Raw genomic sequence first — 24,668 nt, 5'->3', positions numbered from 1 at the left:
TACTGTGAAGTTGACGATTTATCATACGAATGATATACATAGTCATTTGCACGAATATGCACGCATTCAAGCTTATTTACAGACACATCGCCCAGCGCTTCAACATCCTTCTCTTTATATAGATATTGGGGATCATGTCGATTTATCTGCCCCTGTGACAGAAGCAACATTAGGGAAAAAGAATGTTGCGTTATTAAACGAGGCACAATGTGATATTGCAACCATTGGTAATAATGAAGGGATGACGATTTCGCATGAAGCTTTGAATACATTATATGATGATGCGCATTTTAAGGTGATTTGTACGAATGTTCTTGACGAACATGGACAATTGCCTAACCATATCGCAACTTCATATATTCAAAACATCGAAGGGACACGGATTCTTTTTGTTGCTGCAACCGCACCATTTACACCATTTTATCGTGCGCTAGATTGGATTGTGACAGATCCACTTGAAGCGATTAAAGATGAGATTCAATCACGTCAAGGACAATATGATGTCTTAATTGTGATGAGTCATGTTGGTGTCTTTTTTGATGAACAATTATGTCAAGAAATACCAGATATTGATGTTATTTTCGGGAGCCATACGCATCACTATTTTGAACATGGTGAAATAAATAATGGTGTGCTGATGGCTGCCGCTGGAAAATATGGTCACTATTTAGGTGAAGTTACGCTAACCATTGAACAACATCAAGTCATTGCGAAAGAAGCAATGCTACATCCCCTCGACACATTGCCCACTGTCGAAACACACTTTGATGAGGAAGGTAAGGCACTGCTAAATGAACCTGTGATTCACCATCCAGTTCACTTAGAAAATAAAACAGATGTCATTACCCAAACAACCTATCTTCTCGCTGAAAGTGTCTTTGAATTTACAAATGCAGATTGTGCGATCATCAATGCGGGATTGATTGTTCAAGGTATTCAGGCTGACCAAGTGACTGAGTACGATATTCACCGTATGCTACCACATCCTATTAATTTAGTAAGGGTAAAAGTCACAGGTACAGAATTGAAAAATGTGATTATAAAAAGTCAAAAGCAAGAATATTTACATGAGCATGCACAAGGTTTAGGCTTTAGAGGAGACATCTTTGGCGGTTATATTTTATATAATTTGGGTTTTATAGAATCAGAAGCACGTTATTTTATCAATGGAGAAGACATTGATGATGAGCAATACTATACGTTGGGAACGGTTGATATGTACACGTTTGGCCGTTACTTCCCGATGCTAAAAGGATTGCCAACAGAATATTTAATGCCAGAATTTTTACGCGATATATTTAAAGAAAAGTTATTAAATTATTAAATTTATTGCGTATTACGTTTTAATTTAGGGTAAATTTAGTTATAATGAATGAAGATTGATTATTCAGGAGGGTAAGCGTTGTTATGGCTACAAGAAATGAAGAAATTTTACGTAAACCAGATTGGTTGAAAATTAAGCTTAACACGAATGAGAACTACACTGGCCTCAAAAAAATGATGCGAGAAAAGAATCTACACACCGTTTGCGAAGAAGCAAAGTGTCCAAATATACATGAATGCTGGGGAGCAAGACGTACGGCAACGTTTATGATTTTAGGTGCGGTATGTACAAGAGCATGCCGTTTCTGTGCGGTTAAGACGGGATTACCTAATGAATTAGACTTAAATGAGCCAGAACGTGTGGCAGAATCGGTTGAACTGATGAATTTAAAACACGTGGTTATTACAGCAGTAGCACGTGATGACTTAAGAGATGCGGGTTCAAATGTTTATGCTGAAACAGTGCGCAAAGTACGTGAACGAAATCCATTCACAACGATTGAAATCTTACCATCTGATATGGGTGGGGATTATGAAGCGTTAGAAACATTAATGGCATCACGACCAGATATTTTAAATCACAATATCGAAACAGTACGCCGTTTAACACCAAGAGTACGTGCACGTGCAACATATGACCGTACACTCGAATTCTTACGTCGTTCAAAAGAATTACAACCAGATATTCCTACGAAATCAAGTATTATGGTAGGTTTAGGTGAAACGACTGAAGAATTATTACAAGCTATGGATGATTTACGTGCGAATGACGTAGACATTTTGACAATTGGTCAATATTTACAACCATCTCGTAAGCATTTAAAAGTTCAAAAATATTATACACCTCTAGAATTTGGTAAGTTACGTAAAGCAGCTATGGATAAAGGATTCAAACACTGTGAAGCTGGACCAATGGTACGTAGCTCATATCACGCAGATGAACAAGTTAATGAAGCGGCTAAAGAACGTCATCGCTTAGGAGAAAAGCAGTTAAATCATCAACAATAATCGAATAGACTGTGGAAAGTGAGTTGGCAGAAGTATTATGTGAGCCACTATCAGCTATGGTCATTCTTATCAATAAAAGGGCTTAGTTTGTACGAGAGTGATTAACTGTCGTATTTGCTAAGTCTTTATTATCATATAAAGGTGAGTCATTTATGATTAAAGTAAACCAGCAATATTTTGAAATCATTGAGGACTATCGTGACTGCTTTGATGAAGAATTATTTGCTGCTAAATATGCAGATATTCTCGATAAATATGACTTTGTTGTCGGAGATTTTGGTTACGAACTGTTAAGACTCAAAGGATTTTATAAAGATAGTAACAAAAAGGCTGAAATTTCAAAACGATTTTCAAGTATTCAAGATTATATCTTAGAATATTGTAATTTTGGCTGCCCATATTTTGTTCTACAGCGTCTTTCAGAAGACGAGGTTAAAACTCGATTAGGTGAGCCAGACACACAAATTAACAGCGAAGACAAACTACACGATGTCAAAATAGCGCCATCCATACCAGCAGAATCTCAACAAATAGAAACCAATAAAGATTAATTGGCACAGACAACATAGCATCAACAGAGTAACTTTCAAAACGAAAGTCCACAAGTAAAGCGAGAAAACAAAGTTAACATCAACTTTTGTTTCCTCGCTTTTTTCATGCTTTGATAACATGTTTATGACACAGCATTGAATCATGAACATGTTATTGTATGACTTCATTTAAATATTCGGTTATTTCAGTGGCTTCTGCATCAGAAACACCAAGAATATAGGCGATATAACCATCTTCTTCAAGGTCATCTGTGCCGATAATTCCAAATTTATTGGTCTGCATATTCAAAACTAATGTCTTTCCATAATGACGGTCTGTTTGAACTAACATCAAATCATAGCGACTATGTTCACCGACAAAGCCTACAAATTGCACTTGACTTTGTTCTTCATCGTCATATAAATACATATCTATCATAAAGTGGTGCTCCTTTATTTAAGGTTATTTATTTAGTATAACTACAAATGAAGTGTTCTGCAAAATTATGATATGATAAAGACATTAAGAGGTGACTAAGCATGTATTTTGTAGACAAAGAAAAATTAACACAGAAATTAAATTATTTAAGGCAGTTAACGCAAGATTATCAAGATCATAAAGATAATCCTTATGCTTTTGAGCGCATTGCACAAATGCTAATTGAAGCATCTGTTGATATTGGTAATATGATTATCGATGCTTTTATTTTAAGAGATCCTGGTAATTACAAGGATGTAATTGATATATTAGCACTTGAGGGTGTGATTACATCTGAAACACAAGCTGCAATCAATCAAACAATCGAAGTGCGTAAGCAATTTGCACATGATTATATTACTTTACAACATGATACACTTGAACCTCTGTTTGATGATGCACTACCGTATTATGACAACTTTATATATGAAGTATCATTATTTTTAGAACAGGAAAGTGTACCAGTGACAGCTTTTGGAAAAGGAGACAATTAACAATGAAACACTATAAAGGATATTTGATAGATTTAGATGGGACGATGTACAAAGGTACAGAGGAAGTTGACGGAGCAGCACAATTTATTGATTATTTAAATCAGCAAGGCATTCCTCATTTATATGTAACGAATAACTCGACCAAGACACCTGAAGAAGTAACAGCTAAATTACGCGAGATGCATATTGATGCTAAACCTGAGGAGATTGTGACTTCAGCATTAGCTACGGCAAACTTTATTGCCAATGAAAAAGCAAATGCCTCTGTATATATGATTGGTGGTAGTGGTTTGAAAGCAGCATTACTAGACCGTCGTTTAACATTAAGACGAGATAAACATGTCGATTATGTAGTGATAGGATTAGATGAACAGGTTACCTACGATAAACTAGCGATTGCAACACTTGCTGTACGTGAGGGTGCTACATTTATTTCAACTAATCCGGATGTTTCTATTCCTAAAGAAAGTGGTTTATTACCTGGTAATGGTGCTATTACAAGTGTCGTTAGCGTCTCTACTGGGCAACAACCACAATTTATTGGTAAACCAGAACCAGTTATAATGGATATTGCACTTGATATACTTAAATTAGATAAAGCAGATGTTGCCATGGTCGGGGACTTATATGATACAGATATTATGTCTGGCATCAATGTTGGCGTGGATACAATTCATGTTCAAACGGGTGTAACCTCATTTGCTGAAATTCAAGAAAAAGATGTTCCGCCAACTTATTCGGTAAAAGATTTAAATGAAGTGATTCGACAATTACAACAATAGTCAGGGACACTTAAAGGAGGCTGAATGATGGCTAAAATACTTGTTACCAGAAAAATCCCAGACCACTTTGTCCAGCAATTAGAACAATTTGGGGAAGTAGAGATGTGGGATAATGCACTTGTACCAATGCCTAGAGCACAGTTTTTAACAGCTATTAAAGATGCAACAGCGTGTTTCATTACGCTCAGTGAACAAATTGATCACGAGGTTATCGCACAAGCGCCACAGTTGCGTATCGTTGCAAATATGGCAGTTGGCTATGATAATATCGATATTTCACTAGCAAAGTCACGCGATATTGTGGTAACCAATACACCAGATGTACTTACAGAAACGACAGCAGAATTAGGGTTTACCTTGATGCTTAGTGTTGCGCGACGTATTGTTGAAGCAGAAAAATATGTTCAAGATGGTCGATGGACTAGCTGGGGTCCTTACTTATTATCTGGTAAAGATGTGTACGGTTCGACTGTTGGTATTTTTGGCATGGGTGCCATTGGTCAAGCATTTGCAAGGCGTTTAAGTGGCTTTAATACGCGTACGCTATATCATAATCGTTCAAGAAGAGAAGATGTTGAGCGTGAATTAAAAGTCACATATGCTGATTTTGACACATTATTAGAAGAAAGTGATTTTGTCATATGTACAGCACCAATGACAGCGGAAACGAAGAACAAATTTAATGCTGAGGCATTTCAAGCGATGAAACAAGATGCAATCTTTATCAACATTGGTCGAGGTGCAATAGTAGATGAAGACGCACTTGTATTTGCACTTGAACAAGGTGATATCGCAGGATGCGGCTTAGATGTTTTACGTGAAGAACCTATTAATGAGAAACATCCATTATTATCTATGCCGAATGCCGTCATTTTACCGCATATTGGCAGTGCATCAGTGAAGACGAGAAATCGTATGATTCAATTATGCGTTGATAATATCGTGGCTGTTTTACAACAACAGGCGCCATTAACACCGGTTACTAGCCATTAAATTATGATACAAGCAGAGCTTTTACATGTTGTTATTTAATAGCATGTAGAAGTTTTTTGCGTATATAACAAAATTGTTATGTCATATGTAATTGTGTGTTTCGTTAATAAGACGTAAAATAAAATATGTTCTACAAATAGTGTAGTGCAAGTCTTTGCAATAGTGTTTTTAAAGATAACATTGCAGGCTTGTCAAAAAATAGATATAATAAGTTGTAAAAATAATATATAAATCTGAAACTAATTATACTTATTATAAAAAGTGGCGCAGCAAAAGATAAGCTGTGCATCTTAATTTTGAATGAGTGAGGTGCGATATGAAAGCCCAACAAAAAGAAACTTCAGAAACATTTAAAAAACTTAAACCATATTTATTAACATTGCTTTATTTAGCTATATTCATAGCATTGTATTTAATTTATGGTACTGGCGATACACAGAATAACTTCATTTATAATGAATTTTAATGAGGGAGAATATAACATATGAACGATATCATTTCTAAATTAATCGATATTGAGCAAGCGCAGCCGAATCAAGTTGCTGTAAGACATATGAATGACGAATTAACTTATAAGGAATTACTTGAGGAATCAAGTAAACTAGCACATCAATTACAAGGCAGTCAACAACCAATGATTTTATACGGCCATATGTCTCCGTACATGATTGTTGGTATGCTTGGTGCTATCAAAGCAGGTTGCGGCTACGTTCCGATTGATACATCGGTGCCAGCTGAACGTGTAAACATGATTATTGATAAAGTTGAACCACAGTTCATCTTTAATACCGTTGATGAACCATTAACATATGATGGGGCGAAGACGATTACGACTCAAGATGTCAAAGAATCAAACAATCCAATCGTATTCGATAGTCAAATGACTGAAACAGATACGGTATATACTATCTTTACTTCCGGTTCAACTGGTGAGCCTAAAGGTGTTCAAATTCAATACGCAAGCTTGATTGAATTTGCTGAATGGATGGTATCGTTACATCAAGAAGATGGTGGCCAAGAATGGTTAAACCAAGCACCATTTTCATTTGATTTATCAGTGATGGCAATCTATCCATGTTTAACATCTGGTGGCACACTAAATCTTGTAGATAAAGATATGATTAAAAAGCCTAAGTTATTAAATGACATGTTAGTGGCTACACCAATTAACACTTGGGTATCTACACCATCATTTATTGAAATGTGCTTATTATTGCCGACATTGAATGAAAATGATTACCCAAGCTTAAATCATTTCTTCTTCTGTGGTGAAATTTTGGCACATAGAACAGCTAAGGCTTTAGTTGATAGATATCCACACGCTGTGATTTACAACACATATGGTCCGACTGAAGCAACTGTAGCTGTTACAAGTATTCAAATCACACCTGATGTATTAGCGCAATATAATCCACTTCCAGTAGGTGTTGCACGTCCAGGTACGACGTTATCTATAACTGATGAAGACGAACTTGTTATTAAAGGTAACAGCGTGAGCCTAGGTTATTTAAAAAATAAAGCTAAAACAGATGCTGCATTTAAATATGATGATGGCATTCGCCATTATTATACAGGGGATAAAGCCAAAGAAGACAACGGCCTATGGTTCATTCAAGGACGTATTGATTTCCAAATTAAAATGAATGGTTACCGTATGGAACTTGAAGAGATTGAAGCACAATTACGCCAATCTGATCGAGTGAGAGAAGCTGTTGTAGTGCCAGTATACCGCAATGATAAAGTTGTTCACTTAATTGGTGCTGTTGTTCCAACGCAACACGTTGAAGATGATATGGCTATGACTCACGCATTGAAATCCGAATTGAAATCTCGTTTACCCGAGTATATGATACCGAGAAAATTCGTTTGGATGGATCATTTACCACTTACTTCAAATGGTAAATTAGATCGTAAAGTTATTGCGGAGGTTGTAAACGGATGATTCCATATGGTACGTTTACGTTCTTTTTAATTGCATTTATTGTACTCTTACCAGTGATTATACTCGGATTTTTAGGTAAGCGTAGTTATATATACAACGGCATTAGTACAGCCATTATGATTGTCATTATCTTTGCTTCAGATAAGTATCATTTCTTTGGTACGAAATATATTAGCGTCCAGTTAATATGTTTTATTGTGTATTTAATTTATCAAACAGCGCTGATTATGTTTTACTTTAAATCGAGACAGAAAAATAATACATTTGCGAAATTTACTGTAATTATGGTTCTGTCTATCTTGCCATTAGCAGTGGTTAAAATATTGCAAAGCTCTTGGCTAGGTGGTCATCAAATTCATTTCCATGAACATAAATTAATTGAATTTGTAGGGTTCTTAGGTATTTCTTATGTAACTTTTAAAAGTGTTCAATTAATTATGGAAATTCGAGATGGCTCGATTAAAGAAATAAAAGTTGGCAAGTTAATGCAATTTATTTCATTCTTCCCAACGGTATCATCTGGTCCAATCGACCGTTACAAACGTTACGTGAAAGATGATAAGAAGATTCCAACAGGTGAGCAATATCGTGAGTTGATTTTAAAAGCGATTCATATGATAATGTTAGGGTTCCTATATAAATACATTATTGCGCATTTAATTCAATTCTATGCGATTAATCCATTGATGATGGATTTACATGGATTTACGCATAAATGGCTGTATATGTATGCGTATAGTTTCTATCTGTTCTTTGACTTTGCTGGTTACAGTTTATTTGCGGTAGCAGTCAGCTATATCTATGGCATTATGACACCGCCAAACTTTAAACAACCATTTAAAGCTAAAAATATAAAAGACTTCTGGAATAGATGGCATATGTCGCTATCATTCTGGTTTAGAGATTGCATTTACATGCGTGCACTGTTCTACATGTCAAAGAAAAAATTATTAAAAAGTCAATTTGCCATGTCTAATGTAGCCTTTTTCCTAAACTTCTTTATCATGGGTGTCTGGCACGGTTTAGAATTATTCTATATCGTCTATGGTATCTATCATGGTTTAATGTTTATTGGTTACGGCTATTATGAACGCTGGCGCAAGAAACATCCTGCACGTTGGCAAAATGGATTTACAACTGCCTTAAGCATTGTTATCACTTTCCATTTTGTAGCATTTGGATTTTTAATTTTCTCAGGAAAACTGATATAAAAGGAGTAATTAATTATGGAATTTAAAGAACAAGTATTAGATGTATTAGCTGAAGTTGCTGAAAATGATATCGTCAAAGAAAACCCTGATGTAGAAATTTTCGAAGAGGGGATTATTGATTCATTCCAAACTGTAGGACTGTTATTAGAAATTCAAAACAAATTAGGTATTGAAGTTTCAATTATGGATTTTGATCGTGATGAGTGGGCGACACCAAATAAAATTGTGGAAGCATTAGAAGAATTACGATGAAATTAAAGCCGTTTTTACCGATTTTAATTAGCGGTGTGATATTTATCATCTTTGTCTTAATGCCGTCAAGCTGGTTTACGGGATTGGTGACAAATAAAACACTGGCAAATAATAGACTTGCTTCAACGGATCAAGTGCTTAAAGGTACGCTCATTCAAAACAAATTATTTAAATCAAACGATTATTACCCAATTTATGGTTCAAGTGAACTCAACAAAGAAGATCCATTTAATCCAGGTATTGCACTTAATGGTCGTAAAGGGACTAAACCTGCATATTTACTTGGAACTGGTGGTTCAACAGACTTGATTAACGCTGTTGAGTTAGCAGCACAATACGATCAACTAAAAGGTAAAAAAATTAGTTTAATTATTTCACCGCAATGGTTCACTGATCATGGTTTAACAAATAAGAACTATGATGGACGTATGTCTGCGAACCAAATCGATCAATTGTTCAAGCAATCTAAAATGCCAGCTGAGTTGAAACAACGCTACGCGAAACGGTTATTACAATTTAAGCATGCTAAAAATAAAGCATTTTTAAAACAACTAGCAAAACACCCAAATCAAGATCATGGCAATTATATTTCTCAATTCAAAGGTGAGCAAATCAAAAAGATTGAAGCCATCAAATTATACTTTGGTTTCGACAAATCACCGTTGTCACATGTTGAACCAGTGACATCACCGAATGCTTCTTGGAACGAGATGAATCGCAAAGCGACAAAAATTGCAATCGATCATTCGAAATCCAATAAATATGGCATTAAAGATGAATATTGGAAACTAATTAAGGAAAATAGACGTAAAGTAAGACGTGATTGGGAGTTTAATATTAATTCTCCAGAATTTAACGACTTAAAATTACTTGTAGATACGATGCGTGAAGCAGGTGCAGATGTTCAATACGTCAGCATCCCTGCCAATGGCAAATGGTACGATCATATCGGTATTCCACATGAACGTCGTCAACCTGTTTACAACAAAATTCGTGAAACAGTAATTAATAATGGTGGTCAATTGTATGATATGACGGACAAAGAATATGCGAAACATTACATTACTGATGCCGTTCATATAGGCTGGAAAGGCTGGGTCGACATGGATAGACAAATCGACAAGCATATGAGAGCACCTTACAAAGCACCACATAAACCGCATCACGATGATCAAGATCGTCAATAAATATAAGTAAGATGTATTGAATATAACAATAGCACAAAGACGGTTTTTAATTTCAAATCGTCTTTGTGCTATTTATTTTGGGATATATGTTCCATGTTGTCATTTTTTAGAGATTTATATCTCAGTATTTTGGTTCTTGAATGTTATACATTTTATCTCTGTGACTACAAATGAAAAAACTAGAGCGCGTAGGAGCTCTAGTGATGTATATATTATAGATATCTAGAATACTTGTTCCACTTCAATTACACCTGGAACTTCTTCATGTAATGCTCGTTCAATACCTGCTTTTAATGTAATTGTTGAACTTGGGCACGTGCCGCAAGCACCATGTAGTTGTAATTTAACAATACCGTCTTCTACATCGACTAATGTACAGTCGCCGCCATCACGTAAGAGAAACGGACGTAAACGTTCAATAACTTCAGCTACTTGATCAAACATTGTTGCATTCTCAGTTGGCATGAGAGATGACTCCTTTCAAGTATATTACTTCATATTTAGATTGTTATTCTATTATAATGGATAGTGAAAGAAAAATCTATCAACTCAACGGGGGATTTTTTATATGACAAAGGTGAGTGTTGTCGTTTATGGGGCAGATGTGGTATGCGCAAGTTGTGTCAATGCGCCAACATCTAAAAATACGTATGAATGGTTACAACCATTATTAAAAAGAAAATATCCGCAAATTGACTTTCAATTCACATATATCGATTTTGAACACCAAACAGAAAATTTAACGGATCATGATGTGCAATTTATTGAACAATTGCAAGAGGATGAATTATTTTATCCTCTTGTGACGATGAATGATGCGTATGTAGCTGATGGCTATATACAAACAAAACAAGTCACAAATTTTGTAGATAATCATATTATGGATACAAAATAATATGTAGGGAGCGGGACAGCATTCATTATGAATCCTTAGTCTCGCTCCCGTATGGTTGACAGGATTGAAAATACGTTGATATCAAGCATTTTCAATCCTGTCAGTTACTGTCAATATAGAGTTCGTAACCTAAAATATAATGATGTCCAAGACTTTATATTGAACCGTTTATTAACCATTATGGTATTTGTAGAGCCATAAGACACCTGATTTTAAAATAGCAGCAAGACGTCCGGTCACGGTACGATCCATGATATAGGCGAAACCTTGCTTTTCACCTAAAGAACCAAGGAAACCTTGTACTTTTAATTCTGGCATTTTATCTGGAAGCGCTTCGTTTGCCCATTGTTTTTTTAAGACATCGGCTATTTGATCGCCTTGAAGTTCTGCAAGTTGTGCACTTGGTGCGTGAGGTAAATCTGCACAGTCACCAACTACAAATACATTCGTATATGTAGGAATTTGATGATATTGATTTACAATCACGCGACCACTGCGATTAATATCTATCGGTAAATTTCTGACAATCTCAACAGGTTGGATACCAGCCGTCCATACTACTAAGTCGACGTCTTCAGGCTGTCCATTGTTATATATTTTACCGGGTTCAACACCATCAATTGTCGAATTTGGAACCACCGTTACATCGTGCTTTTTGAACCAAGTTGCAATATAATTGCTTAGTTTTTCCGGGAAATTTCTTAAAATACGTTCTCCACGGTCATATAAGATAATCTGAATGTCTTTTCGACTTTCTCTCAATTCGCTTGCTAACTCAATCCCACTTAAGCCTGCACCAACGATACCAACTTTGGAACCAGCAGGCAGTTCGCTGATTTTATGAAATGTTTCACGAGCTTTAGATAATGTTTGGATACTATACGTATAGTCGTCAGCGCCAGGAACATTATGATATTTATCTTCACAGCCAAGTCCAATCACTAATTCATCGTAATCGACTTTTGTTTGACCGACCGAAATGATTTGGTCATCTAAGTTAATATCTGTAATTTCTCCATAAATGGTATTAATCCGCTCTGATTCTGGAAAATTCATGCGAACATCTGTATCAGACTTTGTGCCGGCTGCCAATGCATAAAATTCTGGCTTAAGGCCATGATAAGGCATGCGGTCGACTAACGTTAATGTGTAGTCAGCCGGTAATGCATTTGGTAAAATGTGCGACATAATACGCATATTACCGTAGCCGCCACCTAGTAATACTAAATTTTTCATAAATATACCCCTTTGATATGAAATCATTGTCACACATCACTCATATTTTCTTAAACTGATGTTATATTAATTGAGTGAAAAACTGTGTCAACTGCATTTACGATAACAAAACATCAATTTCCCCAAAAAATTGAAGTATTTTTATTTATGTGCTTATTATATCTTGTTTTTTTGATGACTACAAACAAATTTACGACTGGGCACAATCATATTGTAAACGTTTTATTGGAGTGCATATAAAAATCAAGATAATGAGCTGACCGTATGCATATAGAAAGTATATTTGCTATAATAATATGACTAAAATGATTGAGAGGGTGTACTATGAATCCAATCGTGGAATTTTGTATTTCCAATATGGCACGTGGTGGACAATATGTATACGATCAACTTGAAGAGGACCCTGATGTCGATGTGTTAGAATATGGTTGTCTACAAAATTGTGGTATCTGTTCATCCGGGTTGTATGCATTGGTTAATGGTGATATTGTTGAAGGTGAAACGCCAACTGAGTTATTAAATAATATATATAAACATATAGAAGAAACATGGATTTTTTAGGAGGTCATGATGATGAGTACTGTAACTTTAACAGAAGCTGCTGCTTATGAAGTCAAAGATATGTTGAAAAGTAATGATATGGAAGACGGTTATTTAAAAATTAAAGTTAATGGTGGTGGATGTACTGGTTTAACGTATGGTATGTCTGCAGAAGAAACAGCAGGGGATAACGACGAAGTGTTAGAGTTCTATGGTTTAAAAGTACTCGTAGATAAAGATGATGCGCCGGTGTTAAAAGGGACAACAATCGATTTTAAACAGTCACTCATGGGTGGTGGTTTCCAAATCGATAATCCTAATGCGATTGCATCTTGTGGCTGTGGCAGTTCATTTAAAACAGCCAAAGTTTCAGGTACACCAGAAGAATGTTAATCACGTGTAGTTAAATATAAATTGAATTAAATATGTTAGAAAACCTTATGAGTCTCTCATAGGGTTTTTTTGTTTTCCCAAAAAAGAGTATAAAAAATAAAAATTATATAGAATTTTTTGGGAAACAATAAATTTTGCGTTAAATATCAATCAACATTGATAATCATTATCAATTAATGTAAGATAAAAGTGTAAATATCATTTTAAATCATAAAATAACTATAGGAGGAAAAAGGTATTTGGCAAATTATCTAATAAATCATGAAAAAGATAGAGATGAAGCGTTGATATTATTTCCCTTCGCAGGTGGGGGGGCGAATATTTATCGACATTGGAGTGATTATTTTCCGGCAACCAATGTAATGCGAGTGCTTTATCCAGGCAGAGAAAGTCGGTTTAGCGAAACGCCCATTTCCGAAATTAGTGAGTTAGTTCAAGAAATTTATGATGAATTAGTCCAAACATTTAATTTTGAACAAGACTATTATTTATTTGGCCATAGTATGGGAACTAAAATTGTTTATGAACTTGCATTAAAAATTAAACATAGCGGTTTAAATAATCCTAAGGCAGTGATTATTTCAGCGGGTAGAGCACCGTGTTTTAAAGAACCTGATCCTATATATCATCTTGATGATGCAGGTTTTAAACAGGGCTTGCAAGACTATGGTGGTACACCTAAAGAAGTATTAGAAAATGATGATTTAATCAAAATGTTTTTACCGATGCTAAGAGCCGACTTTGTCATTGATGAAGAATACCAAGATATGAATAAAGAACCCTTAGATAGTCCTATCTTGGCGTTGATGGGTACCTCAGATGAACAAATGACGCTAGAAGAGTTACTAGAATGGGAGCAATACACAACCAAATCATTTAGATGGGAATATGTAGAGGGTGGACATATGTTTATTAACGGTAATTCCGAAGAAGCCATCAATAAGATAAAGGCATATTTAAATGAAATATAAAATATATGAGCTAAATGATAACATGCACAATTTATCACAACGCATCATGCAACATTTGTTAAATGGTTATTCGGTGATTGTTATTGGTAGGACTGACAGAGTTAACAAGTGCGGTAATCAATCCAGTTTTTTAACAAAATCACAGCTTGCTAAACTAAAAAATTTAAAAAGAAAAAGCGACAAAGTGAATTATATTTATAGTCATGCACTTGTGAATTTGTTTTATCAATATCTATTGACGTGTGAGTTAACTGACTTGGTCTATCAATACACAAGCTACAAAAAGCCTTATATAGAAAATGCTTATAATATTCGCTTTAATATTTCGCATACTGAAGGTTGCTGCGTGGTTGCGTTTTCAATGGTTGATATTGGTGTAGATGTTGAAAATATAACAAGACAAATTGACTTCAAAGATATTATTGACTGTTATTTTAATGTGCACGAAGCGTTATATATTAGCGATAATCCGTATCATTTCTTTCAGTGTTGGGTTGCCAAGGAAGCATATTTAAAATGTATTGGTACAGGTTTGATGGAAGGATTGGATTATGTAGAAGTTCAAAAACGTTCAGGCAATCATTTTATAATATACAACAATAAAGATACAACAAAATCCATTGTGAGAATGGAAGATATAGATTCAAAATTTATTTTAGGTATTTCAATGATGGAGGTTCCAAAATGAAAAGGACAAAGAGAGAACAACTAGAAATATTTTATGATGAACAAGTTTGGGATCATCAAACACTAGATGAATTTATCCAAGAAAAAGTAAGACAGTACCCAGAAAAGATTGCACTTATAGATCGTGAGTTTGAATTTACATATCAAGAAATGTATGACGAAATAAATCATTTTGCGTATAAATTTTATCAGGATGGCATTAAACCGGACGATAAAGTGTTAATCCAGTTACCAAACTGCTTCGAATTTATTTTCGTCTTATTCGCATTATTTAAAATAGGAGCGATACCTGTATTAGCTTTAGCGACACATCGAAAAGTTGAGATCAAAGGTGTTTTGGAAGCGTCTGGTGCGGTAGCATATATAGCTAAAGATAAGTATTTAGGCTTTTCATATTCACAGCTGATTAATGAAATAGAAGGTGAACTAGGTTGTCAGATTAATCAATATATTCTTGGAAATTCCAAGCAATATAAAAATTTTTATTCCGCAAATCGTAATGATTATGAATATCGATATTCAGAGGAATTAATTAAGCCATCTTATAATAATACTGCATTATTGTTACTTTCAGGCGGTACGACAGGTATACCTAAACTTATACCTCGTAGACATTGTGACTATATTTATGTTGCCAAACAATGTGCACAAAGATGTGGCTTAGATGAACATTCGACTTACTTAGTTGCTTTGCCTATCGCACATAATTTTCCTTTAGGTTGTCCAGGAATCATTGGAACATTAGCGGTCGGTGGCACAATAGTGATTTGTAGTGTTACGAGCCCTGATGAAATTTTCCCGTTGATAGATGAACAAGATATTACTCATTTAGCGCTTGTACCATCATTGGCGAAAATGTGTCTAGATTATCAAAAAGACAACGATGAAGATGATATCAGTTCTCTCAAATTAATTCAGGTGGGAGGTGCATTATTAGATTCATTTACTGCGCAAAAAATTGAAGAACAATTTGAGTGTAAATTACAACAAGTATACGGTATTGCAGAAGGATTAATTTGTATGACTGATAAGCAAGATGGCAATGAAGTCACTTATCACACACAAGGGACACCTATTTCTGAATATGACGAAATTAAAATATTAGATGATAGTGGAAAAGAAGTGCAGCAAGGTGAATATGGCGAGCTTTACGTCAGAGGCCCCTATACAATATATAACTATGAACATGCGCCACACATAAAATGTGTAGATGATGACATGTATTTTATGACAGGAGATAAAGTGAAGCAACAACCTGATGGAAACTTTAAAGTTGTTGGACGTATCAAAGAGATGATTAATAAATCAGGTGAGAAAATTTTACCTAATGAATTAGAAGATGTCATTTTAGGCCATCCTAATGTTGACGAAGTCAAAGTAATAGGAGTACCAGATGAGGTTGTAGGTGAGAAAATTTGTGTCTGCATTAAAGAGGATACAAATATCAATCTTAATGAACTGAGAAATTATCTACAACAACAAGGTATAGCAAATTTTAAATTGCCCGATTTAATAAAAAAAGTACCCGTATGGCCTTTAACTACATTTGGGAAAATTGATGTTAATAGATTAAAAGAATGAGTTAAATAAGACATGGAGGTTTATAGTAATGGAAGTGCTTTTTTCGAAAGATAAAATAAAACAGCTTATTAAGTCTTGGTTAACTGAAAAAACAAATCTTACACACATTGATGCGCACGAAAATCTTATTAATTTAGGCGTTCATTCAATAGATATCATGGCATTAGTCAGTAAATTGCGACGAGAAGGTTTAAGGATAAAATTTTCTCAATTAATAGAAAAACCTACATTTAGCCAGTGGATGTTACTTGTTGACAACAGTAAATTTAAAAAGAAAAAAAGTACTGTTCATCATTCAATAGAAGCGGTTGATAACTATCAGCCATTTCCATTAACAGATGTACAAAGTGCGTATTTCATTGGTAGAGAACAGGATCAAGTGTTGGGTGGCGTTGGCTGTCATGCATACTTTGAAATTATAGGGCATCAAGTGGATATAGAAAAATTAAATCAAGCATGGAATGAGCTACAACGTATTCACCCTATGTTACGCTGCCGATTTATTGATAACCATCAACAACAATTTCTGAAAGAACCAATCAAAAAACGCATCGATATAATCGAATTAGATAACTTAGATGAAACGCAACTATCAGTGGAATTAGCAAAATATAGAACAGAACTATCCCACAAAAAATTAGATGTTTATCGTGGAGAAGTGGCAAGCTTAACTGCTTTTATATTGCCACAGCAAAAGGTGCAAATAAGTTTAAATATCGATTTATTGGTAGCAGATGTTTTAAGTATCAGTATGATCATAAAACAATTAGCGCATTTATATCATGGTCATACTGTAAGTGAAGAACAAATCACGTTTAAGACATATTTGGAACAAAAGCAGATAGATGATGAACAAGTAGAACAAGATAAAACATTTTGGTCACACAAAATAGATGAATTGCAGTTGAATCCTATTCAATTACCCATTTTAAAAAAGCCAGAATTGGTAGAACAGGTAAAAGTATCAAGACATAAAAGAATAATTGAAAATAAGGTATGGGAAAAAATTAAAGAGAACGCAAAGCGATTTGACACAACGCCATCTATTGTTTTACTTACATGCTATATGTTGACACTAGAGAAATGGAGCAATCAAGAAGGCTTTTATGTCAATATTCCGTTGTTTAATAGAGAAAGTGATACAAAAGATGTAACGCATATAGTAGCAGATTTTACAAATCTGTTATTAGTTGAACATATACCTCATAAAAATGAACGCTTTGCGAATACGTTACAAAGAGTAAAGCAAACGTTTATTGAGAATGTATCCCATTCTGATTATAGCGGTGTACAAGTACAACGTGATGTTTCAAAAAAATATGGAGAAAGTATAAATATCGCCCCAGTCGTATTCGCATGTAATATTGATTATGAACTTGAAAACGATGAGACAAGACAAACATTTGGAGAAATATCGTATATGGTTTCTCAAACACCAGGCGTGTGGTTAGATTTTCAATCTTATCTTGTTAAAGGCGACTTGCATTTATGCTGGGACAAGGTGGATGATTTGCTAACAGATACAACGGTTGATGCGATGTTAGATGACTATCGTCGTTTGCTCGCATCATTAACAGATGTTGATAATTGGAATAAGACGAACGACATATTAAGCGAATATGTGGAAGACATACAGCTATCAGACTTGAAACAACCTAATGCAATGCTATATGAAGGTTTCGTGCGAAATTATCAGCAGACACCAGACAATATTGCATTAATAGCTTCAGATGATGGTAAACGTATGACTTACGGTGAATTGTTTGACAAAGCCATGTCCGTTAAACAGATGTTAGAAGATATTGGCGTAAAGCCCCATGATTATGTGGGGATAACATTACCTAGAGGAATCGACCAAGTGGTGTCAATTCTCGGTGTGTTATTTGCCGGCGCTGCTTATGTACCGATTGGTATTCAGCAACCTAGTGATCGGAGAGACAAGATTTATAAGCAGGTAGGGATAGATGTCATTATTAGCAATACCAAATATATTGAGTCATGTTCATTAAGAAGTAGTCATAAAAAAATGATTGATGTTAATTTAACTACAAAGCCAAAAGATTGCAAGATTAAGTCTGTTAGTGCAAATAGCTCTGCATATGTCATTATGACGTCGGGTTCAACAGGTGTACCTAAGGGTGTTGAAATTACCCATAATAATGCAATGAATACAATACTTGATATTAATTGTAAGTATCATATCACCAATGAAGATACATTATTGATGGTGTCATCAATAGACTTTGATTTATCTGTTTACGACATATTTGGGATATTAGATGCAGGTGGCACGCTAATCCTCACAACCGAAGAGAATTTTAAAGATGCTAATAAATGGCTAGAAATCATTCATAAATATAATGTGACAGTTTGGGATTCTGTTCCTATTCTGTTTGATATGCTTGTTACCATGGCAGAAGGTAAAAATGAACATCTTCCTTTAAGTAAAGTATTACTGTCAGGAGATTGGATAGATTTAAACTTGCCACAGCGGTTTTACGAACGTTCAATGTCAGATAGTTTAGTCGTTGCGATGGGCGGTGCAACGGAAGCATCCATTTGGTCTAACCATATCGATGTTCCACATCAACTTCCTATTGACTGGATTTCGATACCATATGGAACAGCACTCAAAGGGCAAATGTATAAAGTAGTAGATAAATTTGATAGAGTATGCCCTAATAATGTAGTTGGAGAATTACATATTGGTGGACTTGGCGTGGCTAAAGGTTATATTGGTGACCAACAGCTAACTGAAGAAAAATTCTACTATGATAACAATCATGTTAAGTGGTATCGAACAGGTGACCAAGGTCGTATTTGGAATGATGGCACGATTGAATTTTTAGGTAGAATTGATAATCAAGTAAAAATCAAAGGGCATAGAATTGAAATCGGTGAAATTGAAAAAGCAATCTCAAACGCTATAGACATCAGTAAAGTGAAGGTTATTAAAACTAATAATGCACTTTCAGCATTTATTATTCCTAAAAGTCATACAACCATCTTAAATGATGAAAATGGTATTAAAGATATACCTCAAACATTATCTAGAATGAATAACATGATCTATCACGTATTAATGAAAATGTTTGAGAATTTAAATGCATTAGATAGCTTAAATTATCGTTCGTTTGAGACTATTTTAACAACATTAAACGTTCATAAAAAGTACGAGTCTATAGTGAACAAATGGCTAAATAGACTTATAGCTAAAGGCTATATTAATGAACAAGATGGCAAATACAAGCGTACATCTAAAGTAGATAATGCTTATCAATACCCTGATGAAAACAAATCCATCATCAAATTTTTAAATAAATTAGAAAAATATTTACCTAAACTGATTACTGGAGAACTGAATCCTATTGAGCTGTTCTATCAGCAAGAACCAGAGTTAGCACCATCTAAACTTGCAGAACTAATGCCTTGGAATATGGCGATACAAGACTATTTGTTCAAAACTATCCAAGAATTAAACAATCAATCGATAAATGTCTTAGAGTTTGAGACAAGAAACAGCGCATTAAGCAGTGACCTTGTGCATCAAATCAATCATAAAGGCAAAGATTACCATTATTTAGATGAATCAAAATTATTAAATCGGGAGTATATTGATCATGACATTGGAATCGAAGTAAAAAACGACTTTGAGCAGCTAAAAGATCACCATTATGATGTGATTATTGCTGTTAACGCGCTTCATAGAAGTTTTAATATACAACAGCAGTTGATGAAACTTAAATCTAAGTTGAAACCAGATGGACATATAATTATTGTTGAACCTAATCTAAGTTTATTTATTGAACAAATTACGGTTGATATATTAAATGCTTATATTGGTGATTATAAGGGGAAATTAACTAGACGAGATTGGCAAAACATGTTTACTGAAAATAACTTTGATTGTCAGCGTATACAACAAGTTGGTAATGATAGGGTTTATGCTAATATTTATTGCATTTCTCCAACTGATATAACATCTGAATATATTACATCTCAACTGACGCATGTTATACCGAATTATATGATTCCAGCGCATATTTATTTCTTAAATGTATTTCCATTAAATAAAAATGGTAAAATTGATCAGAAAAAATTAAGTCAGTTAGCTCGTAAACAAAGAAACAGTGATTCCAGCGTTAAAGCTGACAACTTAACTCATATGGAACAAAAGATACTAAATATATGGCGTGCAGAGTTTAACGATAACACTATTAACAGCGATTCAAATTTTTATAACATTGGTGGCGATTCACTAATTGCTACACATATAGCTAAAGAAATAGAAACCGCATTTCATATAAATTTTACTATTAAAGATGCCATGGAAAACACAACAATCAAAGCGCAGGCTGCACAAGTTGAGAAGAATAAGAACCAAGCGCATACAGATGAAACCATCGAATTTCAAACTAATCCAGCAAAAGAAAATAAATCGTTTTCCTTAACTGATGTTCAATATTCTTACTTCATAGGCAGGAAAAAAGAATTAAGCCACCATAATGTATCGACGCATTGCTATTTCGAAATTAATGCTACGAATATTGAATTAGAACGACTAGAAAGAGCATGGAACAAGCTAATCCATAGCCACGGCATGATGCGAGCAATAATTACTGATGATGGCTTACAGCAAATATTAAGCGAAGTGCCATATTATAAATTTAAAACGAACCATCTTGAAAATAAAAATTCACAACAGCAACAAAGTTCGTTGTTGGAAATTAGAAATAGATTGTCTCATCAAGTATTAGATATCAATCAATGGCCCATTTTTAATATTGAAGTATCTATTTTATCTGACAGAGAAGTTAGACTGCATATTAGTTTCGACAATTTGATCTTTGATGGTTGGAGTATGTTTACATTGCTAAGTCAATGGAATCAGCTGTATCTTAACAAAGATATAAGCCAACAACTTACAGCGTTAAACTTTAGAGATTATGTATGCTACCTAAATCAACTTAAACAAACAGAGCAATACACCAAAGATAGAGACTATTGGTTAAAACGAGTCGGACACTTTTTAACAGCACCAGAAATACCAACAATGGCTGTATCAAATGATGATGCAAATCAGTTTACAAGAAGAACATATCATGTTGATAAACAAAGTTGGCAAAAGTTAAAAGAAATAGCTAAAGGCATAGAGTTGACGCCAACCTCACTCTTGATCGGTATATATGCTGAAGCGATTAGGAAAGTCAGTCATAACGATAATTTTTCACTTAATATTACACAATTTAATAGGTTGCCAGTACATCCTAATATTGAACATGTCATAGGTGATTTCACTACATTAACTTTATTAGAAATTAAACATTATGGCAGCACAACATTGTTAGATCGCTTTAAATATGTTCAGAAACAGCTCGTCAAAGATTTAGAACATCATCTGTATTCCGGTGTTGAATTTCAACGAGATTTAAGAAAATATTGTGAAATTAATGACTATATACTCATGCCGTTTGTATTTACAAGTGGTCTAGGTATACATGCACTTAATAGCCAAAACTTACTAGGAGAAATTGTTTACAATATTAGTCAAACGCCTCAGGTTTGGTTAGACAATCAAGTGATTGAACGAGATGGTGGTTTAGACATTTATTGGGATAGTGTAGATCACCGCATAGGTACAGACAACCTTGATAAAATGTTTGATTATTTTATTAAGATGATACTTGAGATTGCGCATAATAAAAATGTTCTAAATCATGAATTAAACGAAAGTGATAGATATGAAGATACTTATTTTACAAAAATAGATTCCGTTTTAGAAAATGATAATCAACTCGAAGTAAGTAGTTTCATAGACGATGTTAAAGATATTTTAACGGATATTGTTAAACAAGAGGTTTCTAACAGTAATAGCAGATTTTTTGAAATTGGTGGTGATTCTCTTAAAGCGATAGAACTTACCAATAAAATTAGAAACCAATTTAACGTTGAACTCGAACTATCCTTTATATTTACAAATCCTACTGTCGCTGATATTGCAGCTAAAATAGAAGGCTCACAACATATTAATCGTGATGAAGGGGTGTTGTAAATATGAAAAATTGTATTATATGTGGCAGTAGATTTGGTCAATTTTATATAGAGGCGATACGTAAACATGATGATATAAATATTTGTGGGTTGTTAGCAAATGGTAGTCAACGCTCTGTCGACTGTGCTGAATTTTATCAGTTAAATTTATATACGCATATCGATGAGATTCCGAGTCATATTGATTTTGCATGTGTAGCAATTAAATCAGAAGTTCAAGGTGGTCAAGGCAATATTATTGCCAAAAAGCTATTACAAAAAGGGATAGATGTCATATTTGAACAACCTATTTCTGAGAGGGAATATGCGGAGTTATATGGGGTCGCTCGAAAAAATCAACGTTATTTTGCAATTTGCAATTTATATAGTAGATTGCCATCAGTACAAAATTTTATCGAAAATTATCAAATCATAAAAAAGGAACAAGATGTTAAATATATCAATTTCGAATTTGCAACACAGTTATCTTATCCAGTGGCAGAAATACTATGTAAATTATTACCAGCGTTTGTAAATGAGCCCCTCCCTGAAAAATTAAATAATGATGGACCGTATCATTTACTTTCGACTAATTTAAATGGTATTCAATTAAATTTAAGTGCGTACAATGAAGTTCGTGATGATATTGACCAATTTATGCGACAGTTATTCAATATAAAAATAGGATTTCAAGGTGGCGAACTAGCATTAACCGATCCGCACGGTAATGTGCAGTGGAGAGAATATATTCATTTTCCAAAAGAACACTTGTTGCCTTATAAATTAAAAGATCATCCACCACTTGGCATGCAAAAAAATAACATAGAAACGATATATTCAAGCTATGAACAAACACAGCAATTAATATTTACAGAACTTTGGACTCGGATGATTTTTGAAGAAATAAATTTATATTTAAACCAAGAATATTACAGTAAAAAATGCTTTAATTCCAAGGCACAGAGCCACATCAATCATGCCATGGCTTGGAAAAAACTTATGCAAGCATTTGGTTATCCACAAAAGACAGAAAATGATTTTTATGCGTACTTTGATGTCAGTCAGTTCAAATATGACATTGCGTCTGATGATGATATAAGTGGTCAACTGCTTAGATTAGAACGTGTATGTGCGCTCACCATGCTTTATGTATTAGGTAAGTATTTAGATAAGAAACAGTCTTATATGTTAGATGACATATTTGAAAGATTAGAAGTACATCCTAACAATAAAGACATTATGAGCAGATGGTTGAATTATTTAGTAGATCATTTTTATGTAATTAAAACTATGGATGATGCATATATTTTTGATTATCAAACGCTTACTAAAGATAACGTGCAACATGAATGGGATCATCTTGAGCAGCAATGGATAACATCTATTATGCCAAAGAAAATCTTCCAATATTTTAAAGCACACTTTGAGCATATTGAAGCTATCGTTAGAGGAGATAAACCAGTTAATTTAATTTTATTTGAACATGGAGATATTGACATTGCCAATGCGTTGTATCGCCATACAGCGATTGCACGCTATATTAACACACAAATTGCTTTATACGTTCAAACATGCGCAGAACATAGAAGGCTCAATATATTAGAATTAGGCGCTGGTACAGGTGCAACTACGACGTGCATTTTGAAACAAATCGGGCAGATATTTACGGGGTCGTATCTCTTTACGGATATTTCGCAGTATTTTATCTCGTTGGCAAAAAAACAATTTGTTGATAAAACCTTTATGCGATATCAACTTCTAAATATAGATAACCTTCATCATAGCAAATTAAATGCTTATCAGCCTATAGACATTGTGATCGCAGTGGGTGTTATTAATAACGCGAAGAACTTGAACAGATTACTTAAGGCTGTGCATCAGATTTTAACTAAAGGAGGCAAACTTATCATCGGTGAAGCTTATGGTGAATCGGCACCTATGTTAATTTCTCAAGCATTTATGATGACTGAGCCAACTGATATTAGAAAAAGTAAAAATACAACCTTTCTCACGCTAGATGAATGGTATGAACTATTTAATCAGACGGGATTTAAACTATTAGATAAAAAACCACAACAAAGCGATGAATTAGCATCATTTAAGCAAGCATTATTTATTTTAGAAAAGAGGTAATT

Annotated in this window: 22 protein-coding genes; 19 read left to right on the top strand and 3 right to left on the bottom strand. The window is 34.3% G+C overall.

What is annotated here, in order from left to right:
- The first annotated feature begins 4 nt into the window (after positions 1 to 4).
- The 3 genes from HMPREF2864_RS05725 (at position 5) to HMPREF2864_RS05715 (ending at position 2,882) form a co-directional block, all read left to right on the top strand.
- Positions 5 to 1,324, top strand: a complete 1,320-nt coding sequence (locus HMPREF2864_RS05725) for a bifunctional metallophosphatase/5'-nucleotidase (protein WP_070544928.1) — start codon at positions 5 to 7, stop codon at positions 1,322 to 1,324.
- Positions 1,325 to 1,407: 83 nt separating this feature from the next.
- A complete protein-coding gene (gene lipA, locus HMPREF2864_RS05720; protein WP_002459589.1) occupies positions 1,408 to 2,331 on the top strand; it encodes a lipoyl synthase in 924 nt (307 codons plus the stop codon).
- A gap of 152 nt (positions 2,332 to 2,483) precedes the next feature.
- Positions 2,484 to 2,882, top strand: coding sequence for a YutD family protein (locus HMPREF2864_RS05715; RefSeq protein WP_002492322.1), 399 nt, complete (start codon positions 2,484 to 2,486; stop codon positions 2,880 to 2,882).
- Between the two features lie 151 nt (positions 2,883 to 3,033).
- Here the strand turns inward: HMPREF2864_RS05715 and HMPREF2864_RS05710 are convergent, their stop codons facing one another.
- The gene (locus HMPREF2864_RS05710; RefSeq protein ID WP_002459587.1) at positions 3,034 to 3,300 is read right to left on the bottom strand and encodes a DUF3055 domain-containing protein; all 267 of its coding nucleotides are present in this window, start codon (positions 3,298 to 3,300) and stop codon (positions 3,034 to 3,036) included.
- 101 nt (positions 3,301 to 3,401) lie between these two features.
- Here HMPREF2864_RS05710 and HMPREF2864_RS05705 point away from each other — a divergent pair, with 101 nt between their 5' ends.
- From HMPREF2864_RS05705 to dltD, 8 genes are all read left to right on the top strand, one after another.
- Positions 3,402 to 3,833 (top strand): DUF86 domain-containing protein, encoded by a 432-nt coding sequence (locus tag HMPREF2864_RS05705; RefSeq protein ID WP_002459586.1) that lies wholly within the window; start codon positions 3,402 to 3,404, stop codon positions 3,831 to 3,833.
- A 2-nt stretch (positions 3,834 to 3,835) separates the two neighbouring features.
- Positions 3,836 to 4,615, top strand: a complete 780-nt coding sequence (locus HMPREF2864_RS05700; RefSeq protein ID WP_002459585.1) for a TIGR01457 family HAD-type hydrolase — start codon at positions 3,836 to 3,838, stop codon at positions 4,613 to 4,615.
- Positions 4,616 to 4,642: 27 nt separating this feature from the next.
- Positions 4,643 to 5,608 carry a 2-hydroxyacid dehydrogenase gene (locus HMPREF2864_RS05695; protein WP_070544927.1) on the top strand — a complete coding sequence of 322 codons (966 nt, stop codon included), beginning with the start codon at positions 4,643 to 4,645 and terminating at the stop codon, positions 5,606 to 5,608.
- 316 nt (positions 5,609 to 5,924) lie between these two features.
- Positions 5,925 to 6,074 carry a teichoic acid D-Ala incorporation-associated protein DltX gene (locus tag HMPREF2864_RS05690; RefSeq protein WP_002459583.1) on the top strand — a complete coding sequence of 50 codons (150 nt, stop codon included), beginning with the start codon at positions 5,925 to 5,927 and terminating at the stop codon, positions 6,072 to 6,074.
- Between the two features lie 18 nt (positions 6,075 to 6,092).
- Positions 6,093 to 7,550: a D-alanine--poly(phosphoribitol) ligase subunit DltA gene (gene dltA / locus HMPREF2864_RS05685; RefSeq protein WP_070544926.1), complete on the top strand. Its 1,458-nt coding sequence runs from the start codon at positions 6,093 to 6,095 to the stop codon at positions 7,548 to 7,550.
- Positions 7,547 to 8,761, top strand: coding sequence for a D-alanyl-lipoteichoic acid biosynthesis protein DltB (dltB, locus tag HMPREF2864_RS05680; protein ID WP_002459581.1), 1,215 nt, complete (start codon positions 7,547 to 7,549; stop codon positions 8,759 to 8,761). The genes dltA and dltB overlap by 4 nt, the downstream gene beginning before the upstream one ends.
- A gap of 15 nt (positions 8,762 to 8,776) precedes the next feature.
- Positions 8,777 to 9,013 (top strand): D-alanine--poly(phosphoribitol) ligase subunit 2, encoded by a 237-nt coding sequence (dltC, locus tag HMPREF2864_RS05675; protein WP_002459580.1) that lies wholly within the window; start codon positions 8,777 to 8,779, stop codon positions 9,011 to 9,013.
- The gene (dltD, locus tag HMPREF2864_RS05670) at positions 9,010 to 10,200 is read left to right on the top strand and encodes a D-alanyl-lipoteichoic acid biosynthesis protein DltD (protein ID WP_070544925.1); all 1,191 of its coding nucleotides are present in this window, start codon (positions 9,010 to 9,012) and stop codon (positions 10,198 to 10,200) included. The genes dltC and dltD overlap by 4 nt, the downstream gene beginning before the upstream one ends.
- 222 nt (positions 10,201 to 10,422) lie before the next feature.
- Here dltD and HMPREF2864_RS05665 read toward each other — a convergent pair whose 3' ends face one another.
- Positions 10,423 to 10,665 carry a NifU family protein gene (locus HMPREF2864_RS05665; RefSeq protein ID WP_002433501.1) on the bottom strand — a complete coding sequence of 81 codons (243 nt, stop codon included), beginning with the start codon at positions 10,663 to 10,665 and terminating at the stop codon, positions 10,423 to 10,425.
- A gap of 103 nt (positions 10,666 to 10,768) precedes the next feature.
- Here HMPREF2864_RS05665 and HMPREF2864_RS05660 point away from each other — a divergent pair, with 103 nt between their 5' ends.
- Entirely contained in the window at positions 10,769 to 11,095 is a 327-nt protein-coding gene (locus HMPREF2864_RS05660; RefSeq protein WP_002459578.1) for a YuzD family protein, read from the top strand.
- Between the two features lie 171 nt (positions 11,096 to 11,266).
- Here HMPREF2864_RS05660 and HMPREF2864_RS05655 read toward each other — a convergent pair whose 3' ends face one another.
- Positions 11,267 to 12,331 (bottom strand): NAD(P)/FAD-dependent oxidoreductase, encoded by a 1,065-nt coding sequence (locus tag HMPREF2864_RS05655; RefSeq protein ID WP_002492328.1) that lies wholly within the window; start codon positions 12,329 to 12,331, stop codon positions 11,267 to 11,269.
- 324 nt (positions 12,332 to 12,655) lie between these two features.
- On the opposite strand from HMPREF2864_RS05655, the gene HMPREF2864_RS05650 reads away from it, so the two are divergent.
- The 7 genes from HMPREF2864_RS05650 to HMPREF2864_RS05620 all read left to right on the top strand — a co-directional run bounded on the left by HMPREF2864_RS05650 (position 12,656) and on the right by HMPREF2864_RS05620 (position 24,666).
- On the top strand, positions 12,656 to 12,892 hold the full coding sequence (locus HMPREF2864_RS05650; protein ID WP_002459576.1) for a YuzB family protein: 237 nt from the start codon (positions 12,656 to 12,658) through the stop codon (positions 12,890 to 12,892).
- Positions 12,893 to 12,904: 12 nt separating this feature from the next.
- The gene (locus HMPREF2864_RS05645) at positions 12,905 to 13,264 is read left to right on the top strand and encodes a HesB/IscA family protein (protein WP_037540859.1); all 360 of its coding nucleotides are present in this window, start codon (positions 12,905 to 12,907) and stop codon (positions 13,262 to 13,264) included.
- Positions 13,265 to 13,503: 239 nt separating this feature from the next.
- A complete protein-coding gene (locus HMPREF2864_RS05640) occupies positions 13,504 to 14,235 on the top strand; it encodes a thioesterase II family protein (protein WP_002459574.1) in 732 nt (243 codons plus the stop codon).
- Between the two features lie 22 nt (positions 14,236 to 14,257).
- Entirely contained in the window at positions 14,258 to 14,923 is a 666-nt protein-coding gene (locus tag HMPREF2864_RS05635) for a 4'-phosphopantetheinyl transferase family protein (RefSeq protein ID WP_002491926.1), read from the top strand.
- Positions 14,920 to 16,503, top strand: coding sequence for a (2,3-dihydroxybenzoyl)adenylate synthase (locus tag HMPREF2864_RS05630; RefSeq protein WP_070544924.1), 1,584 nt, complete (start codon positions 14,920 to 14,922; stop codon positions 16,501 to 16,503). The genes HMPREF2864_RS05635 and HMPREF2864_RS05630 overlap by 4 nt, the downstream gene beginning before the upstream one ends.
- Before the next feature lie 28 nt (positions 16,504 to 16,531).
- Positions 16,532 to 22,555 carry a non-ribosomal peptide synthetase gene (locus tag HMPREF2864_RS05625; protein WP_070544923.1) on the top strand — a complete coding sequence of 2,008 codons (6,024 nt, stop codon included), beginning with the start codon at positions 16,532 to 16,534 and terminating at the stop codon, positions 22,553 to 22,555.
- Positions 22,556 to 22,557: 2 nt separating this feature from the next.
- Positions 22,558 to 24,666: a bifunctional Gfo/Idh/MocA family oxidoreductase/class I SAM-dependent methyltransferase gene (locus tag HMPREF2864_RS05620; RefSeq protein ID WP_070544922.1), complete on the top strand. Its 2,109-nt coding sequence runs from the start codon at positions 22,558 to 22,560 to the stop codon at positions 24,664 to 24,666.
- Positions 24,667 to 24,668: the final 2 nt, after the last annotated feature.

It is taken from the genome of Staphylococcus sp. HMSC059F04, assembly GCF_001812565.1.
GTDB classification, from domain to species: domain Bacteria; phylum Bacillota; class Bacilli; order Staphylococcales; family Staphylococcaceae; genus Staphylococcus; species Staphylococcus lugdunensis.
Note: the sequence above shows the minus strand (reverse complement) of the source record. Positions and strands in the feature narration are given on the sequence as shown.

Excerpts from the sequence above, each read along its gene's own strand:
- lipA (WP_002459589.1), top strand. The coding sequence starts at position 1,408 with ATGGCTACAAGAAATGAAGAAATTTTACGTAAACCAGATTGGTTGAAA.
- HMPREF2864_RS05715 (WP_002492322.1), top strand. The coding sequence starts at position 2,484 with ATGATTAAAGTAAACCAGCAATATTTTGAAATCATTGAGGACTATCGT.
- HMPREF2864_RS05710 (WP_002459587.1), bottom strand. The coding sequence starts at position 3,300 with ATGATAGATATGTATTTATATGACGATGAAGAACAAAGTCAAGTGCAA.
- HMPREF2864_RS05705 (WP_002459586.1), top strand. The coding sequence starts at position 3,402 with ATGTATTTTGTAGACAAAGAAAAATTAACACAGAAATTAAATTATTTA.
- HMPREF2864_RS05700 (WP_002459585.1), top strand. The coding sequence starts at position 3,836 with ATGAAACACTATAAAGGATATTTGATAGATTTAGATGGGACGATGTAC.
- HMPREF2864_RS05695 (WP_070544927.1), top strand. The coding sequence starts at position 4,643 with ATGGCTAAAATACTTGTTACCAGAAAAATCCCAGACCACTTTGTCCAG.
- HMPREF2864_RS05690 (WP_002459583.1), top strand. The coding sequence starts at position 5,925 with ATGAAAGCCCAACAAAAAGAAACTTCAGAAACATTTAAAAAACTTAAA.
- dltA (WP_070544926.1), top strand. The coding sequence starts at position 6,093 with ATGAACGATATCATTTCTAAATTAATCGATATTGAGCAAGCGCAGCCG.
- dltB (WP_002459581.1), top strand. The coding sequence starts at position 7,547 with ATGATTCCATATGGTACGTTTACGTTCTTTTTAATTGCATTTATTGTA.
- dltC (WP_002459580.1), top strand. The coding sequence starts at position 8,777 with ATGGAATTTAAAGAACAAGTATTAGATGTATTAGCTGAAGTTGCTGAA.
- dltD (WP_070544925.1), top strand. The coding sequence starts at position 9,010 with ATGAAATTAAAGCCGTTTTTACCGATTTTAATTAGCGGTGTGATATTT.
- HMPREF2864_RS05665 (WP_002433501.1), bottom strand. The coding sequence starts at position 10,665 with ATGCCAACTGAGAATGCAACAATGTTTGATCAAGTAGCTGAAGTTATT.
- HMPREF2864_RS05660 (WP_002459578.1), top strand. The coding sequence starts at position 10,769 with ATGACAAAGGTGAGTGTTGTCGTTTATGGGGCAGATGTGGTATGCGCA.
- HMPREF2864_RS05655 (WP_002492328.1), bottom strand. The coding sequence starts at position 12,331 with ATGAAAAATTTAGTATTACTAGGTGGCGGCTACGGTAATATGCGTATT.
- HMPREF2864_RS05650 (WP_002459576.1), top strand. The coding sequence starts at position 12,656 with ATGAATCCAATCGTGGAATTTTGTATTTCCAATATGGCACGTGGTGGA.
- HMPREF2864_RS05645 (WP_037540859.1), top strand. The coding sequence starts at position 12,905 with ATGAGTACTGTAACTTTAACAGAAGCTGCTGCTTATGAAGTCAAAGAT.
- HMPREF2864_RS05635 (WP_002491926.1), top strand. The coding sequence starts at position 14,258 with ATGCACAATTTATCACAACGCATCATGCAACATTTGTTAAATGGTTAT.
- HMPREF2864_RS05630 (WP_070544924.1), top strand. The coding sequence starts at position 14,920 with ATGAAAAGGACAAAGAGAGAACAACTAGAAATATTTTATGATGAACAA.
- HMPREF2864_RS05625 (WP_070544923.1), top strand. The coding sequence starts at position 16,532 with ATGGAAGTGCTTTTTTCGAAAGATAAAATAAAACAGCTTATTAAGTCT.
- HMPREF2864_RS05620 (WP_070544922.1), top strand. The coding sequence starts at position 22,558 with ATGAAAAATTGTATTATATGTGGCAGTAGATTTGGTCAATTTTATATA.